At 63.4% G+C, this 22,237-nt stretch carries 17 protein-coding genes; 6 read left to right on the top strand and 11 right to left on the bottom strand.

Features of this window, described 5'->3' with window-relative positions:
• Positions 1-41: 41 nt before the first annotated feature.
• Positions 42-2,213 carry a TonB-dependent receptor gene (locus AC6R19_RS15730; RefSeq protein ID WP_500580790.1) on the bottom strand — a complete coding sequence of 724 codons (2,172 nt, stop codon included), beginning with the start codon at positions 2,211-2,213 and terminating at the stop codon, positions 42-44.
• Positions 2,214-2,394: 181 nt separating this feature from the next.
• Between AC6R19_RS15730 and AC6R19_RS15725 the strand changes: the two genes are divergently transcribed.
• From AC6R19_RS15725 to AC6R19_RS15715, 3 genes are all read left to right on the top strand, one after another.
• The gene (locus AC6R19_RS15725; protein ID WP_500580789.1) at positions 2,395-5,790 is read left to right on the top strand and encodes a hybrid sensor histidine kinase/response regulator; all 3,396 of its coding nucleotides are present in this window, start codon (positions 2,395-2,397) and stop codon (positions 5,788-5,790) included.
• 212 nt (positions 5,791-6,002) lie between these two features.
• Positions 6,003-7,202: an MFS transporter gene (locus tag AC6R19_RS15720; RefSeq protein ID WP_500580788.1), complete on the top strand. Its 1,200-nt coding sequence runs from the start codon at positions 6,003-6,005 to the stop codon at positions 7,200-7,202.
• Positions 7,189-8,124: an alpha/beta hydrolase gene (locus tag AC6R19_RS15715; RefSeq protein ID WP_500580787.1), complete on the top strand. Its 936-nt coding sequence runs from the start codon at positions 7,189-7,191 to the stop codon at positions 8,122-8,124. The genes AC6R19_RS15720 and AC6R19_RS15715 overlap by 14 nt, the downstream gene beginning before the upstream one ends.
• Before the next feature lie 107 nt (positions 8,125-8,231).
• Here the strand turns inward: AC6R19_RS15715 and AC6R19_RS15710 are convergent, their stop codons facing one another.
• From AC6R19_RS15710 to hutC, 8 genes are all read right to left on the bottom strand, one after another.
• On the bottom strand, positions 8,232-8,852 hold the full coding sequence (locus AC6R19_RS15710; protein WP_500580786.1) for a response regulator transcription factor: 621 nt from the start codon (positions 8,850-8,852) through the stop codon (positions 8,232-8,234).
• A gap of 40 nt (positions 8,853-8,892) precedes the next feature.
• Positions 8,893-9,681, bottom strand: a complete 789-nt coding sequence (locus AC6R19_RS15705; RefSeq protein ID WP_500580785.1) for a 3-hydroxybutyrate dehydrogenase — start codon at positions 9,679-9,681, stop codon at positions 8,893-8,895.
• A 429-nt stretch (positions 9,682-10,110) separates the two neighbouring features.
• Entirely contained in the window at positions 10,111-10,500 is a 390-nt protein-coding gene (locus tag AC6R19_RS15700) for a hypothetical protein (RefSeq protein ID WP_500580784.1), read from the bottom strand.
• Positions 10,501-10,590: 90 nt separating this feature from the next.
• Positions 10,591-10,878 carry a hypothetical protein gene (locus AC6R19_RS15695; RefSeq protein ID WP_500580783.1) on the bottom strand — a complete coding sequence of 96 codons (288 nt, stop codon included), beginning with the start codon at positions 10,876-10,878 and terminating at the stop codon, positions 10,591-10,593.
• A 149-nt stretch (positions 10,879-11,027) separates the two neighbouring features.
• Positions 11,028-13,121: a S9 family peptidase gene (locus tag AC6R19_RS15690; RefSeq protein WP_500580782.1), complete on the bottom strand. Its 2,094-nt coding sequence runs from the start codon at positions 13,119-13,121 to the stop codon at positions 11,028-11,030.
• Positions 13,122-13,272: 151 nt separating this feature from the next.
• Positions 13,273-14,823 (bottom strand): histidine ammonia-lyase, encoded by a 1,551-nt coding sequence (hutH, locus tag AC6R19_RS15685; protein WP_500580781.1) that lies wholly within the window; start codon positions 14,821-14,823, stop codon positions 13,273-13,275.
• Positions 14,824-14,993: 170 nt separating this feature from the next.
• Complete coding sequence (gene hutU, locus AC6R19_RS15680; protein ID WP_500580780.1) at positions 14,994-16,664, bottom strand: urocanate hydratase; 1,671 nt, start codon at positions 16,662-16,664, stop codon at positions 14,994-14,996.
• A 233-nt stretch (positions 16,665-16,897) separates the two neighbouring features.
• Positions 16,898-17,620 carry a histidine utilization transcriptional repressor HutC gene (hutC, locus tag AC6R19_RS15675; protein WP_500580779.1) on the bottom strand — a complete coding sequence of 241 codons (723 nt, stop codon included), beginning with the start codon at positions 17,618-17,620 and terminating at the stop codon, positions 16,898-16,900.
• Positions 17,621-17,881: 261 nt separating this feature from the next.
• On the opposite strand from hutC, the gene hutI reads away from it, so the two are divergent.
• Together hutI and hutG are read left to right on the top strand one after the other, a co-directional pair.
• A complete protein-coding gene (hutI, locus tag AC6R19_RS15670; RefSeq protein WP_500580778.1) occupies positions 17,882-19,126 on the top strand; it encodes an imidazolonepropionase in 1,245 nt (414 codons plus the stop codon).
• A complete protein-coding gene (gene hutG, locus AC6R19_RS15665) occupies positions 19,110-20,069 on the top strand; it encodes a formimidoylglutamase (RefSeq protein ID WP_500580777.1) in 960 nt (319 codons plus the stop codon). Before hutI ends, hutG begins: the two co-directional genes overlap by 17 nt.
• Before the next feature lie 33 nt (positions 20,070-20,102).
• On the opposite strand, the gene AC6R19_RS15660 is transcribed toward hutG, so the two are convergent.
• Together AC6R19_RS15660 and AC6R19_RS15655 are read right to left on the bottom strand one after the other, a co-directional pair.
• The gene (locus tag AC6R19_RS15660) at positions 20,103-20,603 is read right to left on the bottom strand and encodes a hypothetical protein (RefSeq protein WP_500580776.1); all 501 of its coding nucleotides are present in this window, start codon (positions 20,601-20,603) and stop codon (positions 20,103-20,105) included.
• A gap of 53 nt (positions 20,604-20,656) precedes the next feature.
• The gene (locus tag AC6R19_RS15655; protein WP_500580775.1) at positions 20,657-21,094 is read right to left on the bottom strand and encodes a GNAT family N-acetyltransferase; all 438 of its coding nucleotides are present in this window, start codon (positions 21,092-21,094) and stop codon (positions 20,657-20,659) included.
• Between the two features lie 248 nt (positions 21,095-21,342).
• Between AC6R19_RS15655 and AC6R19_RS15650 the strand changes: the two genes are divergently transcribed.
• A complete protein-coding gene (locus tag AC6R19_RS15650) occupies positions 21,343-22,101 on the top strand; it encodes a DUF899 family protein (RefSeq protein WP_500580774.1) in 759 nt (252 codons plus the stop codon).
• The last annotated feature ends 136 nt before the right edge of the window (positions 22,102-22,237 follow it).

The following is a 22,237-nucleotide window of genomic DNA, read 5'->3' as shown; positions in this document are numbered from 1 at the left end:
GGAGAAAAGGCGTAACAACAGATTCTGGCTGTGTGGCCCGGTTAGAAGTTGTAGCTGCCGGACAGGGCAATGGTGCGCGGGGCGCCGTAGTAGCCGGTCACCCATCCAAAGGCGGTATAGCCGGCGTTTCGGTACTCCTCATCTGCCAGGTTCTTGCCCTGCAGGCTCAGCTGCCAGTTGCCGTCACCGCTGAAATAGGTGGCGCCGGCATCGAACAGGGTTACCGAGCCGACATCCAGCGGGCCCGGGGCGGCGTAAATCTGCATTTCGCTGCGATAGGAAACCGAGCTGTTCAGGGCCAGTTCGCCCCCGAAGGCGTCGATGCTGTAGCTCAGCTGGCCGAGGGCGGTCTTTGCCGGACTGTACTGGAAGGCGCCCCACTGGTCGGCGATATTGACCCCCGCATCGATGACCTCTATGTAATCGGTATCGGTATAGCCGAGCACGATGTTGGACGTCAGGCGGTCGGTAATGCTGGCCAACATTTCCAGTTCAAGGCCCTGGATTTCAGACTGGCCCGCGTTGATTACGGCACTGGAGAAGCTCTGTGTTGCCTCAGAGAATGTCTGCACGGTGACCTGCATGTCGTCGTAGTTGGTATGGAAAGCCGCTGCATTGAGGCGGATGCGGTTATTCAACAACTGGGTTTTCAGACCGAACTCATAGGTGTCTACGGTTTCAGGATCATAACCTTCTACAGTCTCCGGGTTTACGCTGGCATCGCCACGCATGTCGAAGCCACCGCTCTTGAAGCCGGAGCTGTAGCTTGCATATACCATGGTGTCGTTGTCGATCTGGTAGTTTATCCCGGCTTTGGGCGAAAACTGCCCCCACTCGTCGCTGTTACTGTAGTCGGTCAATATGGCGTAGGGCATATCAACTGCCGGCGTCCCGTCGTAGCGGTCGGCAAACATCGGTGAGTAGACACCCAGGTAGTTACCCTTGAACACTTCTGCAGATTTTTCATCGACGGTATAGCGGCCGCCGAGCATCACATTCAATGCGTCTGTCAGTGCCAGCTCATAATTGGCGTAGGCGGCAATGCTCTGGGTATCCACAGAGCCGCTGACGTTTTGCGTAATGCCGAACATCCCGAGGACTGCGTCGAAGCCACCCTCGGCTGTGCCGTCGTAGTAGTAGATGCCGGAAACCAGGTTGGCCCTGTCGCCGCTCCAGCTCAGCTGGATTTCCTGGGTGAACTGCTCGTCCTTGTAATAGGCCGGCACATCGAAATCCGGGCGGTTGATACTGTCGAAGTCGATGTTGGTTTCGGTATCACCAGAGCGGCTTGCGGTTATGGATTTGATCGTCAGGCTGTCAGAGGCCTGCCATTCGGCAGTCAGGGATACGCCACTCGTTTCCACCGAGTTATCCGAAGGCATGTTCGACATATGGTCGTAGACACTGCCCGGTGATGTCTCGCTTCCGGTCGGCGCATCTTCCATAAGGAAGCCGAAGCGCGCATTGGAATCGTCCCGGGTGCTATCGGCGGCCAGGCGAATCCACAGTGACTCGGATGGGTTCAGCTCCAGGGAGACGCGCCCGCTCAGAATATCCTTATTGTAGTTGTCGGCGCCGGTAACCAGGTTTTCGCCATAGCCATCGCGCTGATAACTGGCCACCGCAAAGCCGACAGCTGCGGTGTCGGTCAGGCCTGTCTGGCCGCTCAATACCAGGTCGCGCTGATTGTAGGAACCGAGCGCACCGCGGATACGAAACTCGGTGTCACCGGTCAGTTTCTTGGTGACATATTTCACCGCACCGCCGATCGTATTTTTCCCATAGAGAGTGCCCTGGGGGCCGCGCAGCACTTCGATCCGCTCGACATCGAAGACATCCATCACCGCGCCCTGGGGCCGCGCCACATAGATGTCGTCCACATAGATACCCACGCCCGGCTCGAAGCCCCACAGTGGATCCTGCTGGCCGATGCCGCGGATATAGGCGGTCAATGTGGAGTTGGTGCCGCGGCTGACCTGCAGCGTGGTATTGGGGGTCAGCTTCTGGATATCGCTCAGGTCGGCCACGCCGTTTTCGATCAGTGCGTCCTCGCCGAAGGCGGTCACTGCCACCGGCACCTCCTGCAGCGACTGCTCGCGCTTCTGCGCGGTCACGGTCACTTCCTCGAGGGCGGTTTCGGCGTAGGTAAGGCTGGCGCCGCAGGCGAGCATCACGCCGGCGGCCAGGGGGTGGAATTTCATTGCTCTGGTCATGGCTCTCTCCAATCACCAAATTTATGGTTTTTATAGGTCTCGGAGCTGCCACTCTATCGACCCCGGGTCCATTTGCCTGCTAGACCAAGGTATGACGGCGGAAGGGCCCGGGATGGAGGACAAAAAACAGCCACTGGGGTATGGTTTGTGTCACCGACAAGAATAACGAAGGTGCAGTCTCTTGTTTAGCCTGACCACCCTGGCCGCCGTCGCCCTGGCCTATCTGTTGCTGCTGTTTGCCATCGCCTTCTGGGGTGACCGGCTGCCGGCGGGGCGCATCCGCCCGGTGAAGCCGCTCCTGCTGGCACTGGCCGGTACCTACACCAGCGCCTGGATGTTTTTCGGCACCCCGGCGCAGGCGGTGGAGGAGGGCTGGCTGCTGCCGCCCACTTTTGTCGGCGCCAGCCTGATGCTGATATTTGGCGCGCCGCTGCTGGCGCGCTTCGTGGGCCTGTCCAAGCAGCAGGGTTCCACTTCCATCGCCGATTTTATCAGCGCCCAGTTCGGCGGCTCCCAGTGGCTGGCGGCGGTGGTGGCCGTGCTCGCAGTGGTGGCGATACTGCCCTATCTGGCGCTGCAACTGCGCGCGGTTGCGGACAGTTTCCTATTTCTTGCCGACAGTCGGGCTATTAATTCCTCCGCCAGTTCCTCGGTGGTGACCGCGATCGTCAGCGCGACCATCGGCCTGTTTGCGCTGCTGTTCGGCACCCGCCATATCGACAGCAGCGTGCACCGCAACGGCATGCTGCTGGCGGTGGCCTTCGAGGCGCTGATCAAGATAGGCGCCTTCGTCGCGGTGGCCTGGTTTGTGCTGGGCAGCGCTTTCGACGGCGCCGCCGACCTGGCCCGCGCCGCGCTGGCCAGCGAGCGGGTGGCGCAGCTCGCCGAGGCGCGCCCGGCGGATACCGGCTTCTTCGCCGTGGTGGTACTGGGCATGGCGGCCATCTTCTGCCTGCCGCGGCAGTTCCATATCCTGATGATCGAGAGCGACGGCGAGGGGGATATAGGCCCGGTGCGGAAGTTGATCCCTCTCTACCTGGGCATCCTGTCGGTGGCGATTCTGGTGGTGGGCTACGGCGGGCTGCTGTGGCTACCGGCCTCCTACGACAATCCCGAGCGCTTCGTGCTCGGTATACCCCTGCAGGGCGGTTCCGAGTGGCTGTCCCTGCTGGCCTTTATCGGCGGCCTGTCCGCCGGTTCCAGCATGGTGATCATCGCCACCATCGCCCTGTCGACGATGATCGCCAACACCATGGTGGTGCCCTGGTGGCTGCAGCGTATCGCAAGCCGCCCCGCCGGTGGGGCGCTGGGTTCCGACCTGCGCCGGGTGCGCCGCGGCATCATCGCGCTGATCATGCTCGCCGCCTTCGGGGTCAACGAGGCCATAGGCGCGGGGGTGCGCCTGGGTACCTTCGGCCTGCTGTCTTTGGCGCTGGTGGCACAGCTGGCGCCGTCGATGATTGCCGCCGTCTGCTGGCCGAAGCAGTGGCTGCGCCTGCGCGCGGCCGGGGTTATCGCCGGGCTCGCGGCAGGCAGTGCGGTCTGGGCCCTGTCGGCGCTGCCGGCGGCGGTGGGACGCGTGGACCTGCTGGCGCAGTGGCTGGATCTGCGGTGGAGCGCGCTGTCGATCAGCTGCGTATTCGGATTGGGGCTGAACGGCGCAGTCCTGCTGCTGGTTTCCGCGACCCTGCACTACTGGCGCCCGCTGGGCCGCGGCGTCGAGGAGGCGCCGGTGGACAAGGCACAGCTGCGCGAACTGCTGGCGCGTTTCGTCGGTGGCGACGCGGCGGCCCGGGCCTTTGAAAATTTGCAGGGGGCGAGCCTGGAGGAGGAGTCCAGCAAAGACTATCGCGGCGCGGTGGAAAAAATTCTCGCCGGCATTGTCGGCTCCACCAGCGCGCGCCGGCTGGTGCGCCAGCTGGGCAGCGCCGGCGCCAGCACCCAGACACTGGAGCAGGCCTCGGCCATCTACCAGTTCGGGCGCGGGCTGCTGCAGAGCAGCATCGACAATATCGACCAGGGCATCTCGGTGGTGGATGCCAATCTCAACCTGGTGGCCTGGAACCGGCGCTATGTGGAGCTGTTCCGCTATCCGTCGTCGATGATCTACGTCGGCCAGCCGGTGGCGGAGCTGGTGCGCTACAACGCCAGCCGCGGCGAGTGTGGCCCGGGTTCGGTGGAGACGCATGTGGAGAAACGGGTGGAACACCTGAGGGCCGGCACCGCCTACCGGGTACAGCGCCACCGCACCGACGGCACTGTGCTGGAAATCCGCGGCAACCCGCTGCCCGGCGGCGGCTTCGTGACCACCTATACCGATGTGTCCGATTACCAGCGCGCCCTGGGTGAACTGACCGAGGTGAAAAACTCCCTGGAGCAGAAGGTCGCCGCGCGCACGCAGGAATTGCAGACCCTCAATATCGAGCTGCGGGCACTGAACAGCGAATTGCAGGCGGCCAGCCGCGGCAAGACCCGCTTCCTCGCCGCCGCCAGCCACGACCTGGTGCAGCCACTGAACGCCAGCCGCCTGTTTCTCGATGCGCTCAGCGGGCGCAGGCTGGACGGCGACAGCCGCAGCCTGCTGAGCCGCGCCGACAGCGCCCTGGCCGCGGCGGAGCAGCTGATTACCGATATGCTGCAGATAGCGCGCATGGACGCCGGCGACATCCACCCGAATATCCGCCCCACCGAACTGGACAAGGTGCTCTTCGACGTGGTCGAGCAGGCGCGCCTCGCCGCGGGCAGCCGCAATATCCGGCTGCGCTATCGCCCCACCTGCCTCTGGGTAATGAGCGACGAAAAAATGCTGCGCCGGGTGGTGCAGAACCTCCTCGACAACGCGATCAAGTACACCCGCAGCGGCGGCGTGCTGATAGGCGCGCGCGGGAGGGGCGACGGTGTCTCCCTGGAGGTCTGGGATACCGGTTGCGGCATCGAGTCGTCGCAGCAGCGGAATATCTTCCGTGAGTTCTGTCGCCTGGGCGGGGTGGATAGGGACTTTGATAGAGAACAGGGCTACGGCCTCGGCCTGGCCACGGTGGAGCGACTGTGTCGCCTGCTGGACTCGCCCATCGATCTGAGGTCGCAACCGGGGCGCGGCAGTGTCTTCCGCGTGCGCCTGTCGCGGGCGCAGCGGGAGGCGCGCAGAGCCCCGGCGCCGGCACAGTTGCCCAAGTCGCCGGCGACGCTGCAGCTGCGGGTGGTCTGCGTCGACAACGAGCCCGCCATCCTGGAGGCGATGCAGGCGCTGCTCGGCGGCTGGGGCTGCCGCATCGAGTGTGCGCGCAACCGCGAGCAGGCGCTGCGGCTGGCGCGGCCGGACCTGCTGCTGATGGACTTCCACCTGGACGACAGCATCGACGGCATAGGCCTGGCGGGGGAGCTGATGTCCCGCTGGGGCGAACCCGTGCCCTGCGCGATCATCTCCGCCGAGAACACCGACCTGGTCAAGAACCGCGCCCAGTACCAGGGCTGGCAGTTCCTGCAGAAACCCCTGCGCCCGGCGGCGCTGCGCGCGCTGCTGCAGGCGCGGCAGAAGCAGCTGGTTTCAGAGGAGCCTGCGACCAAGGTCGTATAGCGGTGCCGGTGCGCGCGGCGCACCCTACGGGACTCGGGACTCGGGACTCGGGACTCGGGACTCGGGACTCGGGACTCGCAAAATTGTGCTGTAGGAGCCTGCTTGCAGGCGAAAGGCTACGGAGTTCCGCTCTTTATCGCCTGCAAGCAGGCTCCTACAGGTAGAGATACGCAGGGTAGGCATGCCTAACACTCAAATGTCGAACTAAAAAAATGAAAAAATATTTGCTCGAAGCCCTGATGTTCACCGCCTACGCCCTCTTCGCCGCCTCCTGGGTGTCCGGGGCCATACTGACACCGGAGATACAGTCCTCATTCGGCGAGGCCGGTTTCGCCAATGCCACCTGGGGCAGCAACGTCATCACCCTGGCGAAGATCGCCGGCAACCTGGCGGCGGCGATGCTGCTGATGCGTCTCGGGGTCAGGCGGGCCTTCGCGCTGGCGATACTGCTGATCGCCGCCGGCGGCCTGGGCGCACTGGCGGGGGACTACGGCGGCTGGTTGCTGTCGCGCCTGGCACTGGGACTCGGCGGCGCCCTGGCCATTGTGTATTTCAACCCGGTGGTGCTGCACTATTTTTCCGCGGACGAGCGGCCGCTGATCAACGGCGTCAACGCGGCGGCCTTCAATACCGGCAACCTGGTCGCACTCTTGTCCACCGGCGCGCTGGCGACCTGGATGGGCGGCTGGCAGTCGGTGGTCGCTCTCTACGGCGTGATGGTGGCGGCGCTGGCGCTGCTCTGGTGGCTGTCGGCGGAGGACTTCTCGCTGTCGGGCGGGCGGGACAAGGCCGGTGACAACTACGGCCTGCGCCAGGGCATGGGCGAGAGCTTCAACTGGTGGCTGCCGCTGGCCTACTGCGGCGTGCTCTTCTGCTATATCGCCGTCTTCGCGCTATTCCCGCTGATCGACGGCTTTGCGGTGGCGAGCCAACACCTCTCGGCGGTGATGATATTCGCCGGCATGGTCGGCACCGTCGCCGGCATCCTGGTGACCAGGCGCTACCCGCTGCGCCTGCCGGTGCTGCGCTACTCCGGCCTGGCGCTGGTGACCTTCGCCGCGCTGATGCTGGCGAGCCGCAACCCGTTTATCGCCTACGCCGCCGCGGCGCTGGCCGGCTTCTTTATGTTCCTGCCGATGACCGCACTGGTGACGCTGCCACAGGAGCTGCCGGGCATGACGCCGGCGCGCATCACGGTGACCTTTGCGATGTTCTGGTCCATTTCCTACGGCGTGGAGACGGCGCTGATGTACGGCGCCGGCCTGCTGGCGGATTTCAGCGGCCGGCCGGCCTACGCGGCCTATTTCGCCGTGGCCTGTTCCGCGTCCCTGTTTGTATTTTCCTTCCTGTTGCCGGAGAGCGGCAGGAAGCCCGAGACTACTGAAAGCGGAGTAGAGAATGCGGCAGCTTGATCCGAAACTGGCCGAGTGGCTCGCCGGCGTCAACGCACAACTGGCGCAATTGAAGGCGGCGGGTTTCGAGCCGACGCCGATCAGCGCGCGGGAGAGCCTGGCCAACCTGACGCGCGCCTTTGTGGAGCCGGGACCGGAGATGGCGGTGTGCGAAACCCTGGTTCCCGGCAACCACTACGCGGTGCCGGTGCGCATCTATCGTCCCGATAATATCGAGCCCGGCCCGGCCATTATCTACTGCCACGGCGGCGGCCATATGGCCGGCAGCGTGACCGTCTACGATCCCATCTGCCGGCGCATCGCCGCAAACTGTAATCGCATGGTTGTATCCGTCGATTACCGACTGGCTCCGGAAAATCCCTACCCGGCGGGGCTGCAGGACCTGCTTTCTGTAGTTAACGGGCTGGGCGCGGCGCTGGAAAAAAAATCCATGGTCCACGAGGACCGCTGGATACTGATGGGCGATTCCGGCGGCGGCGCCCTCTGTGCCTCTGCCACCAGGCTGCTGCAACACCAGCACCACGCGATTGCCGCCCAGGTGCTGATCTATCCCAGTCTCGACTACACCATGCAGACTGCGTCTGTCGAGGAAAATGGCAGCGGCTATCTGCTGGAGAAGGAAAAGATCGGCTGGTATTTCGACAACTACTTCCAGGGGGCGGAAAATCGCCGCGATGCATCACCGCTGCACGGCGAATTTTCCGGCAATCTGCCTAAGACGCTGATGGTCACCGCCGAATTCTGCCCGCTGCGGGACGAGGGGTTCGAGTATCTGGAAAAACTGCGGGGGGCGGGCGTCGCGGTGGATATGCTGCATTTCGAGGATATGGTGCACGCATTCCTGAATCTGGAATCGCTGGTACCCGCGGCCTGCGAGAAATTCTACCGCTATCTGGCCGAATTCGTGCGCGGTATTCTGTAAACTCCCAGATTTTCTGTAGGGTGGATAAGCGTCAAGCGCATCCACCATTTTGCGGTGGCGACAGGTGGATGCGCTAGACGCTTATCCACCCTACGAATCAGGCGACATCAAATGTCCACCAGGGACTGCGCCTCGCGAATCAACTGCTTGCGATCTCGCAGCTCCAGCTTGCGCAGGATCGCGGTCACATGGCTCTTTACCGTGGGCTCGGTGATTTCCAGTTCGAAGGCGATCTGCTTGTTCAGCATGCCCCGGGCGATCATCTGGAAAATGCGCAGCTGCTGCGGCGTCAACCGCCCCAGGCGTTCGGCGAGATTCGTCTCCTCGGCACTCTGCAGTGCCTCGGGGTTGAACCACTGCTCGCCGGCCATCACCTGTTCGATGCACTGCAGTATTTCTTCCGGCATCGCGGTCTTGGACAGAAAGCCGCTGGCGCCGAAGCCGGCCGCCTGTTGCACTACGGAATTTTTGTCGCTGCCGGATACCACAACCACCGGCACCGCCGGGTGGTCGTTGCGTATCTGCGCCAGGCCGTTGAAGCCCTCGCTGCCGGGCATATTCAGGTCCAGCAGCAGTAAATCGATAGTGGAATTCTGCAGTTGTTCCAGAGTGGACTGCAGGTCTTCACTCTGCAGCAGTTCGCATTCCGGGAAGTGGCGCGACAGGGTGGTCGCCAGGGCGTCGCGGTAGAGGGGGTGGTCGTCGGCAATCAGCAGTCGGTAGTTCACTTCACACCCTGTTATAAAAATTATCAAGGGTGCGGAGATGTTACTGCGCGCTCCAGCCCCCGTCCACCGGCAGGGCGGCGCCGGTAATGGTGCCGGCAAAGTCGCCGCACAGGTAGAGCACCAGTTCGGCGATGGCCTGCGGTTTGGTTGCCCGGGCCAGCGGCTGCTTGGCACCGATCAATTGTGCCCGCGCCGCCTCCAGGTCTATACCCTCGTCCCGCGCTATGGTTTCTATCTGCGGCTGGATCAGCGGTGTCTCCACCCAGCCCGGACAGATGGCATTGGCGGTGATACCGAAACCGGCATTTTCCAGCGCCAGCACCTTGGTCAGCCCGACCAGGCCGTGCTTGGCGGCGCAGTAGGCGGCCTTTTGTTCCGAGGCCACCAGGCCGTGCACCGAGGAGATATTGACGATGCGCCCCCAGTTGCCGGCGCGCATGCCCGGCAGCAGGTCGCGGCTGAGGAAAAAGGCCGCGCTCAGGTTGATGGCCAGGATCTTGTGCCACTGCTCCGCGGGAAATTCGTGGGCCTCGGCGGTGAACTGCACCCCCGCGTTGTTGACCAGGATACCGGGGTTGCCGATGGCCTCGCGGGTCTCCGCCGCCAGTTGTGCACAGCCGGCTTCGGATTCGATATTTGCCGCGCTGAAGCCGCAGTCCACAGCGTATTCTGCGCGGAATTCCCGCCGCAGCTGCTCTCCCTGTTCGGACCCGACCAGGCCGTGCAACATTACCGCGTGACCGGCGCGGGCCATGCCGTGGGCTATGGCCAGGCCAATGCCGCTGGTGGATCCGGTAATCAAGACTGGTTGTTTCTGTTCCCGCTGCACTGAGTACTCCCGCGGCTGTTATCCGGCTCTGCAAAATCCAACGCGTTGGCAGGTGCAAATCGCAGGGTTTCGCTGCTCATTTTCGAAAATGCTAACAGCGGCGGCGGGGGTGGTCTGTATGACCAAGGTATGAGAGCAGGGCCTATCGTTTTCTGCCGCGCCCCTCCCCGCGGTACCTGCTGCTGGGGATATGGCGTCCGCCGCCACCGGAATAATAAGTCCCGCTGGAGGGATAGGCGTAGGGGCGCGCACCGGTAACTGCGGGTCCGGTGGAATGGTAATAACCACCGCTGGTACAGGCGCTCAGTCCGATCGCGACGCAAACGGCGGCGAGAATCACCCCGTGTCTACGGAATCTGTTCATCGCCAGGACTTCACGGGAAAACCCCCGCCGCTGTCAGCGGCGGGGAGGGGGGAGCCTGTGGCTACTCAGCGCCGATAGGCCGGGCGGTGCCTGCCGCTGGGGCGGTGATACGACCGTCCCGGGCTGCGGTAGTGAGGGCGGCTGCGGTAGCCCGGGCGGCCGTAGTAGCCGGGACGGCCGCGGTAGTACTGGTGGCCGCGGTAGCGATAGTAGTCACTGCGATAGTAGGGGCGACCGTAGCGGTAGTAGCGATAGCGCGGGTGATACCGGTAGCGGTAATAGCGCGGCGACGAGTAGTAGAGGTAGACACTGCTGGATGGATAGACGTAGGGACGCGAATAGGGATAGGTGGAGTAGTAGCCACCCCCGTAGTAGCCATCGGTCACGCAGGCACCCAGGGTGAGGGCGGTGCAGACCGTGGCGGCGACCAGACTGGTTTTGAGGACTCTGTTCATACGCAATCTCCGATTAAGGGAAGCTCCGTTGATTACGGCATTCCCTGCGGCACTTGCGTGTCGCTCGCCGGGGTTGGGATTCATGCCCCGTCAGTAGGGCCTGGGCCGTGGTCTTACCGGCGGGTAGTAGTAATAGGGCGGCCTGGGGCGGTAGTAGCCGCCGCTCCAGTAGTAGTCGGGGTGGCGCGCATTGTGGCAGACGCCATTGGGGTGGCAGTGATAGTAGGGTCCGCCGACCCGGTAGTAGGCCCTGCCGGTTACGGTGGTGCTGCGGGCGGTATAACCGCTGCCGTTGCAGGCCGGCAGCGTCAGGGCGGCCGCGGCGACCAGCGCGCAGCAGGCGCCGGACAGCAGCAGCCTCTCGGGCAGCCGTTTCATTCAGACCTCCGCGCCTGTTGGCGGGTAAAACGTCTAATAATCAGCCTAGCAGGCTTGGCGCAAATTTCCTCAACTCGGGCTTTTTAATGGCGGGGTATCTGGAGGCAGGCACCGGTGGCGCCGGGCGGCGCCACCGGGAAATGGGGAATCTAGTCGGCGGATTCCATATTGGTGGCGATGACTTTCGCCTTATCCAGTGCCTGGGCGAGGCCGGGCACAAAGTCTGCGCCGTGCACCACCCGGATGCTGGAGTCGGCCAGATCCTCGCCTATCGGCTGGTAGCGACCGTCGAGACAGTCCGCCAGGAAGGCCTCGGAGGCGGCGAAAAAAGAGAGCTTGTTTTCCGGTTTCTGGAAGCCGTGACCCTCGTCCGGGTAGAGGATGTAGGTCACCGGTATGTCCTTTTCCTTCATGGCCGCGACTATCTGGTCCGACTCGGCCTGCTTCACCCGCGGGTCGTTGGCGCCCTGGCCTATCAGCAGCGGCTTCACTATCTTGTTGGCGCGGTTCAGTGGCGAGCGCTCCGCGAGCATTTTCCGCCCCTCTTCCGTCTCCGGATTGCCCACCGCCGCGTGCAGGGTATTCCTGAAGCTCTCCCAGTAGGGCGGAATCGAGTCCAGCAGCGTATTCAGGTTGGAGGGACCGACAATGTCCACACCGCAGGCGAATTTCTCCGGTGTAAAGGTGAGGCCCACCAGGGTTGCATAGCCGCCGTAGCTGCCGCCCATGATCGCGACCCTGTCCGCCGTGGTGATGCCCTTCTCGATGGCCCAGTCGACGGCGTCGATCAGGTCGTCGTGCATGGCACCGGCCCACTCGCCGTTGCCGGCATTGACGAAATCCTTGCCGAAGCCGGTGGACGCGCGGAAGTTCACCTGCAGCACCGCGTAGCCGCGGTTGGCCAGCCACTGCACGGTGCCGGAGTAGCCGAAATTGTCCCGCCCCCAGGGACCGCCGTGCACCAGCAGCACCATGGGCACCGGCGCGGACACGGAGCCGTCCTTATCGGCGTTTACCGGCAGGGTCAGGTAGGAGACCAGTTCCTTGTCATCCCGTGAGCGGATCGTCTGCGAATACATCTTTGCCAGCGGCAGGCCATCCAGTTTCGGATTGGTGGCGAAGAGTTGCTCCAGCTTGTTGTCTCCGCTGTGGAACACCTGGTAGACCGGAGAGGCGTTGCCGCGGTCCGTGTACAGCACCCATCTGGCGGCGTCCAGTGTGGAGCCCAGTATCTCGAAATCGCCCTCCACCTTGGCATTCAGCGCGGCGAAATTGTTCGCGTAATCCTCTTTCAGCGCCGTCCACTTTTTAGTGTGCACGTTAACCGCGTAGGCGATGGGTTCGTGATTGCGCGGGTGGAAAAATACCTTGGAGATATCGGCCCGCTCGGACTCCGCCAGCAGCTCGGTACCGCCGGACTCCAGATCCAGGTGCACCAGCGCCGCCTTGTCTCTCTCGCGGCTGTCGAGCATATAGATACCGCTGTCGGCGGCATCGAAGCCGAGGATCTCAGTAGTGAAGGTATCCTCGACGGGGATCTCGAACAGTTGCAGCCACTCCTCGTCGCGCCACTCGAACACATTGAAACCGCCGCTCGGCGTCGACTCGGTGGCCAGGCGCAGCTGCAGGTCATTGTCGAAGAAAAAGGTGGCGAAGCCGTCGTTCTCCAGGATCAGTTCCCGCTCGGCTGTCTTCAGGTTCACCCTGTACAGATCGTGCCAGCGCGCATCGCGATCGTTCATACCGGCGATCACGATACCCGGGTGCGACTCGCTCTGGGCCACCATCTGCGCCTGCACACCCTCGTAGGGGGACAGGTCGACGATTTCCCTGCTCTCCAGGTCGATGCTGTACAGGTGCCAGTTTTCGTCACCGTTCTGGTCGCGGGTATACAGCAGGTGCTCGCTGTCCAGCGCCCAGAAGTGCACTCGGATACCGCGTCCGGTGTCCCGGGTGACCGGTTCGGCGGCCTCGATATCGCCGGCAGGGGCCACCCATACATTCATCACCCCGTTGAGCGGGGCAAGAAAACTCATCTTGCTGCCGTCCGGGCTGAGGCGTCCCTGGAAACGGTCTGGGTTGCCGAACAGCAGCTGTCGGTCGATCAACTCGACCTGCTGCGGCTTGCTATCGGCTAGGGTCTCTTCGTTTTTGATTTCGGCTGTCGAATCGCCCTTGGGACCGCAGGCACTGATCAGTGCAAAGAGTGAGATTACCGCTAAAAATCCGATTGATTTTTTCATGGCTGATTCCTGCATTATTCTTCGGTGTACATCCGTTACTCCGCGGGCAGCATTGCACACTGCCCGGTGCTTGGAAAGCGAACGCAGGAGGAGAAGGTCCAAAAAGAAAAGGCGCCGGTTGAACGCGGCGCCTTTTTGGAAAAGTTAGAGATCAGTGACAGCTGGGCAGCAGTTGGGGGTCCACAAACTTCAGGTAGGCCGCGCTGGCCAGCAGCTGCTTGGCCTCCTCGATATCCGGCGCAAAGTAGCGGTCCTTGTCGTAGAAGGACACCCGCTGGCGCAGCATGCCCTTGGCCTCTTCCAGCCTGTCCGTGGTCTTCAGCGGTGCGCGGAAGTCCAGGCCCTGGCAGGCGGCCAGCAGTTCCACCGCGAGAATGCCGCAGGTGTTGTCGGCCATATCCCGCAGGCGGCGGCCGGCGAAGGTGGCCATGGACACATGGTCCTCCTGGTTGGCGGAGGTCGGCAGCGAGTCGACGCTGGCCGGGTGGGCCAGGGATTTATTTTCGCTGGCCAGTGCCGCGGAGGTTACCTGGGCGATCATAAAGCCGGAGTTGACCCCGCCGTTCTCCACCAGGAAGGGCGGCAGGCCGGACAGGTTGGTGTCGATCAGCAGCGCCATGCGACGCTCGGACAGCGCACCGATTTCCGCCAGCGCCAAGGCCAGGTTGTCGGCCACCATGGCCACCGGTTCGGCGTGGAAGTTGCCACCGGAGATGATGTCGGAGTATTCCGGGTTTTCCTCGTCGGTAAACACCAGCGGGTTGTCGGACACACCGTTGGCCTCCGACAGCAGCACCTCCGCGGCGAAGCGGATCTGCTGCAGGCAGGCGCCCATCACCTGCGGCTGGCAGCGCAGGGAATAGGGGTCCTGCACCTTTTCGCAGAATTGGTGCGACTCGCCGATCTGGCTGCTATCGCCGAGCAGCTCGCGGTAGGCTGCCGCCACCTCGCGCTGCGCCTTCTGGCCGCGCGCCGCGTGGATGCGATCATCGAACGGGCGGCGCGAACCCTTGGCCGCTTCCAGGGAGAGGGCGCCGGCCACCAGACCTCCGGCGAACAGGTCCTCCGCGGCAAACATGCCCAGCAGCGCAAAGGCGGTGGAGGCCTGGGTGCCGTTCAGCAGCGCCAGGCCCTCCTTCGGGGCCAGGGTCATCGGTTCCAGGCCGGCCTTTTTCAGGCCCTCTTTGGCGGGCTTGCGCACACCGTCGATAAACACCTCGCCCTCGCCCAGCAGCACCACGCTCATATGCGCCAACGGGGCCAGGTCGCCGGAGGCGCCCACCGATCCCTTCTCCGGGATGGCCGGGAAAACCTCCGCGTTGACCAGCGCAATCAGCGCCTCGATCAGCTCGGCGCGCACGCCGGAAAAGCCGCGCGCGAGGGAGTTGATCTTCAGCACCATCAGCAGGCGCACGGTGGCCGCATCCATAAAGTTGCCGGTGCCGGCGGCGTGGCTGAGCACAATGGCGCGCTGCAGGTTTTCCAGGTCCTTCTTCTCGATACGGGTGTTGGCCAGCAGGCCGAAACCGGTGTTGATGCCGTAGACGGTGCGGCCCTCGCTCAGCACCTGGGCGACGGTCTTGGCGGAGGCCTCGATGGCCGGGTAGGCGCTTTTGGCCAGTGACAGTGTGACCGGCTCGCGCGCGACGCGGCGCAGTTGGGCCAGGCTCAGTTGGCCGGGATCGATTTCCAGTTTGTACATAAATTCTTTCACCGAAATAACTTTATATTCCCATGTCCGTAGGGCGGATAAGCTTCAAGCGCATCCGCCGCATCGGCCGGTGGATGCGCTTGAAGCTTATCCACCCTACGATTTTTCCCGAGTCCCGAGTCCCGAGTCCCGAGTCCCGAGTCCCGAGTCCCGAGTCCCGATCAAAGCATCGGCAGGTCCAGCCCCTGCTCCTTGGCGCACTGCTTCGCAATCTCGTAACCCGCATCCGCATGCCGCATCACACCGGTGGCCGGGTCGTTCCACAGCACGCGGGCGATGCGCTTCTGCGCCGCTTCTGTGCCGTCACAGACGATCACCACACCGGCGTGCTGGGAGAAGCCCATGCCCACGCCGCCGCCGTGGTGGATGGACACCCAGGTGGCGCCGCTGGCGGTATTCAGCAGCGCGTTCAGCAGCGGCCAGTCGGACACCGCATCGCTGCCGTCCAGCATGGATTCGGTTTCGCGATTGGGGCTGGCCACGGAGCCGGAGTCCAGGTGGTCGCGGCCGATCACTACCGGCGCTTCCAGCTCGCCGTTGGCGACCATCTCGTTGAAGGCCAGCGCCAGGCGCGCGCGGTCCTTCAGGCCCACCCAGCAGATGCGCGCCGGCAGCCCCTGGAACTGGATGCGCTCGCGGGCCATGTCCAGCCAGTTGTGCAGCTGCGGGTTGTCCGGAATCAGTTCCTTAACTTTTGCGTCTGTCTTGTAGATATCCTCCGGGTTGCCGGACAGGGCCGCCCAGCGGAAAGGACCCACGCCCTCGCAGAAGAGCGGGCGGATATAGGCGGGCACGAAGCCGGGGAAATCGAAGGCGTTCTTCACCCCCTCCTCGAAGGCCATCTGGCGGATATTGTTGCCGTAGTCCAGGGTGGCCGCGCCGCGCTTCTGCAGCTCCAGCATCGCCTCCACCTGGATGGCCATGGATTTCTTCGCCTCCTTGACCACCAGCGCTGGATCGGACTTGCGCATCTCGGCGGCCTGCGCCAGGGTCCAGCCCTTAGGCAGGTAGCCGTTCAGCGGGTCGTGGGCGGAGGTCTGGTCGGTGACCGAGTCGGGCAGGATATTGCGCGCGACGATTTCCGGGAAAATATCCGCGGCGTTGCCGAGCAGGCCGACGGAAACCGCCTCGCCCTTTTCTTTCGCCGCTTCGATGATCTGCAGCGCCTCGTCGAGGCTGGTGGCCTTCCTGTCCACATAGCCGGTGCGCAGGCGGAAGTCGATGCGGGTCTCGTCGCACTCCACCGCGATCATGCTGAAACCGGCCATGGTCGCCGCCAGCGGCTGGGCGCCGCCCATGCCGCCGAGACCGCCGGTCAGGATCCAGCGGCCGTTGGACTCGCCGTCGAAATGCTGGCGCGCCACCGCGGCGAAGGTCTCGTAGGTGCCCTGCACAATGCCCTGGGAACCGATATAGATCCAGGAGCCGGCAGTCATCTGCCCGTACATGGCCAGGCCCTTCTTATCCAGCTCGTTGAAGTGCTCCCAGTTGGCCCAGTGGGGCACCAGGTTGGAATTGGCGATCAGCACCCGCGGCGCGTCGGCGTGGGTCTTGAACACGCCCACCGGCTTGCCGGACTGCACCAGCAGAGTCTCGTCGTCCTCCAGGCGCTTCAGCACCTCGACGATCTTGTCGTAGCACTCCCAGTCCCGCGCGGCGCGGCCGATACCGCCGTAGACCACGAGGTCTTCCGGACGCTCGGCCACGTCCGGATGCAGGTTGTTCATCAGCATGCGCAGCGGCGCCTCGGTGAGCCAGCTCTTGGCATTCAGCCGGGTGCCGGTGGGCGCGGCGATTTTGCGGCTGGGGTCGTGGCGTTTATCGGTGGTCATAATTACCTCGCAAATATTTTCTCGAAGGCGTTAACTTATACTTTGTAGGAGCGGCGGGGCGGCCGTCCGCCGTTGGCCGCGATCTGACTCGGGTGAAACCGGAAAACTCGATCGCAGCCAACGGCCGCTCCTACAGCGAAAATCTGCCCCCTAGGGGCGAAGCTTGTGTTCGCCCGTGCCGCCGCCGGCACAAAACCAGCCGGCGGCAGCGGGGTCGGGCGAATGCAAATTCGTCAGAACCTGAGTTGTGCACCCAACCTGTAACGATTCCCCGGATGCACCAGCCGCGCAAAACTCACGGTGCCGGTGCTGCTCTTGGTGCGCCGCCAGATCTGCAGGCAGGCGCTGTTCACTTCGATCGCCAGCGCCTCGCTGATCGCCGGCTCCGCCGCTATCGCCTCCACGGTGGTATCCGCCTCGGTCAGAGGTGCCACCCGGGACAGGTAGGCGTTGGGGGTGGTCGCACTGAAATCCTGCTGCAGGTAGTCGGGCGCCAGCGCCGGGTTGGTGAAGCGCTCCTCCCACTGGATCGGCAGCTCGTTGTCGCAGTGCACTATGATCGAGTGAAAGACGCGCGCGCCCTCCGGCATGCCCAGCGCGCGGGCCACATCGGCCGCGGCCTCGCACTCCTGCAACAATAGAATGCGATTGCTGTAACTGTGGCCGCGGGCCGAGATCTCGTCGGCAATATTGCGCACCTCCAGCAGCGAGCCCGCCGGCACTGGCTCGGCGACGAAGGTGCCCAGGCCCTGGGAGCGCATCAGCACGCCCTCGTCGGTCAGCTCGGTCAGGGCGCGGCGCGCGGTCATGCGGCTGACACTGAACTCCCGGGCGAGATCGTTTTCAGACGGCACCCGAAAGTGCACCGGCCAGCTGCCGGTCTCGATCTGGTGGCGGATGTGGCGCTTGATGGCCGCGTAGCGGGGCTCGCCGGTATTGGGAGTTGCAGTATTCATGGACTTCGGTAAAGTGCTGTATCAGCTTGTATATGGTTGTATATACAAGAACTTGGCTACTATGGTCGCCCCGCCGATCACTGTCAAGCCATCGCGATCCGTTGCGCCGGGTCATCGCCATCCACTGCACCGGACATGTAGAGGCGAACCCACCAAATCTAGAAACCGCCCGGTCGATTGACCGAGCGACTATGGTTAGAAAAAGGAAAACCGCGCCGCCGGCACCCGAAAGGTCGCCCCGGTGTCGGGAAAAGAGTATCTATGACAGAACGCTGTGACCTGCTGATTACCAATATCCACGCCGCCACCATGGACCCCTCGATCCGCGGGGGCTACGGCGCCGTGGAGGACGCCGCCGTGGCAGTGACCGGGGGCAAGATCGTCTGGCTGGGCCCGCGCGGGGAGCTACCGGACTGCGCCGCGGACAAGACCCTGGATGGCGAGGGCCAGTGGCTGACCCCGGGCCTGATCGACTGCCACACCCACCTGGTATACGGCGGCCACCGCGCGTCTGAATTCGCCCGCCGCCTCGGCGGCGAGAGCTACGAGGAAGTGGCGCGCTCCGGCGGCGGCATCCTGTCCACGGTGCGCGCCACCCGCGCGGCCAGTGCCGAGCAGTTGTACGCCGCCGCCGAGCCGCGCCTGCGCGCCCTGATGTCCGAGGGCGTGACCACGGTGGAGATCAAATCCGGCTACGGCCTCGACCTGGACACCGAACTGAAACAGCTGCGCACCGCCCGCCGCCTGGCCCAGCACCACCCGGTGGAAATCACCACCACCTGCCTGGCCGCCCACGCCCTGCCGCCGGAATACGACGGCCGCGCGGACGAATATATCGACCTGGTGTGTGAGCAGATACTGCCGGCGGTGGCCAAGGAACAGCTGGCCGACGCCGTGGACATGTTCTGCGAATCCATCGCCTTCTCCGTCGAGCAGTGCCAGCGGGTCATCGACTGCGCGAAAAAACTCGACCTGCCGGTAAAGGTGCACGCGGAACAACTGGCGCGCACCGGCGCCACCGCCATGGCCGCCAGGGCCAGCGCCCTGTCCGTCGACCATATCGAATACATCACCGACGCCGATGTGGCAGCCATGGCCGAGAGCGGCACCGTCGCGGTACTGTTGCCCGGCGCCTTCTACACGCTGCGCGAGACCCAGATACCGCCGGTGGAAAAGCTGCGCGCGTCCGGTGTGTCCATGGCCCTGTCCACCGACCTGAACCCGGGCAGCTGCCCCATCGCATCCCTGCGCCTGATGATGAACATGGGCTGCAACCTGTTCGGCCTGACCCCCGCCGAGGCCCTCGCCGGCGTCACCCGCTCGGCGGCGCGCGCCCTGGGGCTCTGCTGCTCCCGCGGCGTGCTGCGCCCCGGCCTGCGCGCCGACATGGCGCTCTGGCCGATGGATACCCCCGACCAGCTGGCCTACGAAGTGGGCGCGCTGAAACCGGCACAGATATTCTTCGCTGGTAAAACAGTAGGAGGCAGAGATGTTACAGCTGGCTGATATGCGCCTGTGGAGCGGCCGCACCGACACCGAGGACGGCAAGGCCGGCGAGCGCTGGCACCAGCGCATCTCGCCGCTGCAGCTGGACAGCGAACCAGGCCTGGCGATTCTCGGCTTCGTCTCCGACGAGGGCGTGCGCCGCAACAAGGGCCGCATTGGCGCCGCCAAGGGCCCGCGCATACTGCGCCTGGCCATGGCCAACCTGCCCGCCACCTTCGACGCACCCCTGTACGACGCCGGCAACGTCAAGATCGAAAAGGAAGACCTGGAATCCGCCCAGTCGATGCTCGGCGCGCGCATTACCGAACTCCTCTCCGGCGGCCACTTCCCGCTGGTGCTCGGCGGCGGCCACGAGATCGCCTTCGGCAGCTACCAGGGCGTGGCCCGCTGGATGCGCGAACAGCAGCGTGACAAGACCCTCGGCATCATCAACTTCGACGCCCACCTGGACCTGCGCATCCCCGCGCCCAAGGGCTCCTCGGGCACGCCCTTTTACCAGATCGCCGAACAGTGCGAGATCAACGGCCGCCCCTTCAACTACCTCTGCGTCGGCGCCGCCGACAGTGCCAACACCCCGGCCCTCTACAGCCGCGCCGACGAACTGGGGGCCAGGGTGATTCGCGACCGCGAGATCACCAGCTGGAACCTGGAAAAGGTGCAGCAGCAGATCCGCGAATTTATCGGCGGAGTCGACTTCGTCTACCTGACTGTCTGCCTGGACGTACTGCCGGCCGCGGTAATGCCCGCGGTCAGCGCCCCCGCCGGCCGCGGCGTGCCGCTGGAACTGCTGGAGCCGCTGCTGGATACGGTGCTGGAATCGAACAAGGTCTGTCTCGCCGATATGGCAGAGTTCAATCCCTACTTCGATATCGAGGACCACGCCGCACGCACGGCGGCGCGGATCGGCTTCCAGATTGCCAATGGTGTGGCGGGGAATATCTGACGCTCAGGGCAGCCATAGTGCTGCCTTCGCCTTCTAGACGTCGTGCCCCATTTCCTGGAGCATAGCCAGTAAATAGCCGTAGCCACCGAGATAGGAAGAGATCCGGATAATCTTTCCGCTCCTGAATCTGAGCAGATACCAGTAACACCAGCCGTTAAAGGCTACCGACTCCAGATCCGGCCAGGCCTCTTTCTTCACTCCCGTCCAGGGCGTGGAGAAGTAGATGCCTTTATCGTCGAATTGGCCTTTTACGAGAAAGCCTTCCGCCAGGGTATAGATGGCGCCAATCCCAAAGCCGACGGCCAGCCCGACAAGCGCAACGGTCTCCCCGGGCTTCTCAACCTGGTAGTTCTCCGTGACCAGGACAACCAGCGGTACCAGTGAAAAAATCAAGCAGGCAAGGCCTAGGCCTTTAATAAACAGGCCGAATTTCAGCTGTCCGTCCTCTATTCCGAATCTCGCTTTCTTGGTGAAATAGGTAATGACCAAGACGGTGATCGCCCCCGTTATCAGACCCTGCCAGTTGATATCCATATGGCCTCTTAAGATTTCCGGTTGACGATAGGAATCCCTGACAATACGGGTACCTAGAGTTCGAAGTTAAAAAAGGTAACAGGCTGGGCTTCACCGCCAATCGCTTCATAGAAATCGAGGGCATGCTGATCCTCATTGTCTGCCGGTACGAAGGCGACAGAAATGCCCTCGGCCCTGGCCAGTCTGCAGGCATGCTGAACCAGCTCACGTCCGATTCCCCGTCTTTGATGGGAGGGGCTTACGGCCAGGTCGTAAATAAACAGCTCCCGGCCGGATTCCTTTGTCATCGGAAGCACATGAGCGGTGAGGCCGCCAATTGGCTCGCCTCCGTCAATTGCTGCCAAAAGCCAAAAACTGTCTCCTGCGAGCAGATTTTCGATATGGCTTTGAGGCGCTCCCGTCCCCTCGCCAAAGACTTGAGCCATGACCGAGACGGTGTTGGTTGCGAGTTCGGCATCACTGGTTGTTAAGCGAGTTACGTGAATACTCATATGGCTACCTGACGGGCTATCCAGAAGTAAGGCCACAGGGGTATATCTGACCATAGAAGCCTATCTGATAGCCATTGATTTAGATATCCGCGTATATGGCCATGATCAGTTCCGCTTCGTCATCAGGTGGCATGCCGGTGTGCCTGGCCCGTTCAGGATTTTGCTAACCTGAATATCCGAGAACTGGGGCCGGATGTGCCGGGCGTCACAACCGTCCAGGGTGAGAGCTGAAGCGCAAGGAAAAGACTATGAGCGTGACTTTCCCTAACGAGTCGCCGGAATACCGGAGCGCACGCAATGCACTGCTGCAGCGCGAGGTAGAGTTGCGACGGGAGATGGAGGCCGTCGCCGCCGAATTGAGGGCACTACCGCCTGGCGGCGAGGTGCCCGAAGATTATCTATTCGACTGTATCGGCGAGAAGGGCGCGCCTTCAAAGGTGCGCTTGTCCGAACTGTTCCGCAACGGGGATACCCTGCTGCTCTACCACTTTATGTTTCCCCGCCATATCCAGGACAAGCGACCGGGGCCGACGGAGGGCGCCATGGCGCAAATTCCATTGGCCGAGGGGCCCTGCCCGTCGTGCACCGCGCTTATCGACATGTGGGAGGGAACTGTGCCCCATTTCGAGGGGCTCGGCGGCAACCTCGCCGTGGTCGCAAAGGCCCCGATCGAGCGGGTCGCGGCCTTCGCGCGGGACAGGGGGTGGAAGCACATCCGGCTGCTGTCGGCTGCGGACAACACCTTCAAGCGGGACTATCGCGGCGAGGACGCGGACGGCCAGCAGGTCCCGATCCTGACCGTATTCAAGCGCTGGCCCGACGGGACCATCCGGCTGCACTGGGCATCAGAGCTGGTATTCGAACAGGCTGATCCGGGGCAGGATATGCGCCACCTGGGCACTGTCGAGCCGCTCTGGACTCTGTTTGACCTTACGCCGGGAGGGCGGCCGGATGCGGCGGAGCAGCTCGAGTATGGTTGCTGCTATTCAAACGATAGGCCCGCCTGAGCTGCACCTCGAGAATTACTGTGCTCTAGTGGACCATGCGGTTAATTAGGTAACATATTTTTGGCTCGTTGCACTGAGGCCAGTATTGTGTCGGCGCCCTTTGTCCATTTAAACGGCTTGGCAAGATCACGGTTAT

It is taken from the genome of Microbulbifer sp. SE14 (assembly GCF_059834885.1).
This window is presented reverse-complemented; position numbering and strand designations above follow the sequence as displayed.

What these genes read in the sequence shown, in the direction of transcription:
- AC6R19_RS15730 (WP_500580790.1), bottom strand. Translation starts at nt 2,213, where the DNA reads ATGACCAGAGCAATGAAATTCCACCCCCTGGCCGCCGGCGTGATGCTC.
- AC6R19_RS15720 (WP_500580788.1), top strand. Translation starts at nt 6,003, where the DNA reads ATGAAAAAATATTTGCTCGAAGCCCTGATGTTCACCGCCTACGCCCTC.
- AC6R19_RS15715 (WP_500580787.1), top strand. Translation starts at nt 7,189, where the DNA reads ATGCGGCAGCTTGATCCGAAACTGGCCGAGTGGCTCGCCGGCGTCAAC.
- AC6R19_RS15700 (WP_500580784.1), bottom strand. Translation starts at nt 10,500, where the DNA reads ATGAACAGAGTCCTCAAAACCAGTCTGGTCGCCGCCACGGTCTGCACC.
- AC6R19_RS15695 (WP_500580783.1), bottom strand. Translation starts at nt 10,878, where the DNA reads ATGAAACGGCTGCCCGAGAGGCTGCTGCTGTCCGGCGCCTGCTGCGCG.
- AC6R19_RS15690 (WP_500580782.1), bottom strand. Translation starts at nt 13,121, where the DNA reads ATGAAAAAATCAATCGGATTTTTAGCGGTAATCTCACTCTTTGCACTG.
- hutH (WP_500580781.1), bottom strand. Translation starts at nt 14,823, where the DNA reads ATGTACAAACTGGAAATCGATCCCGGCCAACTGAGCCTGGCCCAACTG.
- hutU (WP_500580780.1), bottom strand. Translation starts at nt 16,664, where the DNA reads ATGACCACCGATAAACGCCACGACCCCAGCCGCAAAATCGCCGCGCCC.
- hutC (WP_500580779.1), bottom strand. Translation starts at nt 17,620, where the DNA reads ATGAATACTGCAACTCCCAATACCGGCGAGCCCCGCTACGCGGCCATC.
- hutI (WP_500580778.1), top strand. Translation starts at nt 17,882, where the DNA reads ATGACAGAACGCTGTGACCTGCTGATTACCAATATCCACGCCGCCACC.
- hutG (WP_500580777.1), top strand. Translation starts at nt 19,110, where the DNA reads ATGTTACAGCTGGCTGATATGCGCCTGTGGAGCGGCCGCACCGACACC.
- AC6R19_RS15660 (WP_500580776.1), bottom strand. Translation starts at nt 20,603, where the DNA reads ATGGATATCAACTGGCAGGGTCTGATAACGGGGGCGATCACCGTCTTG.
- AC6R19_RS15655 (WP_500580775.1), bottom strand. Translation starts at nt 21,094, where the DNA reads ATGAGTATTCACGTAACTCGCTTAACAACCAGTGATGCCGAACTCGCA.
- AC6R19_RS15650 (WP_500580774.1), top strand. Translation starts at nt 21,343, where the DNA reads ATGAGCGTGACTTTCCCTAACGAGTCGCCGGAATACCGGAGCGCACGC.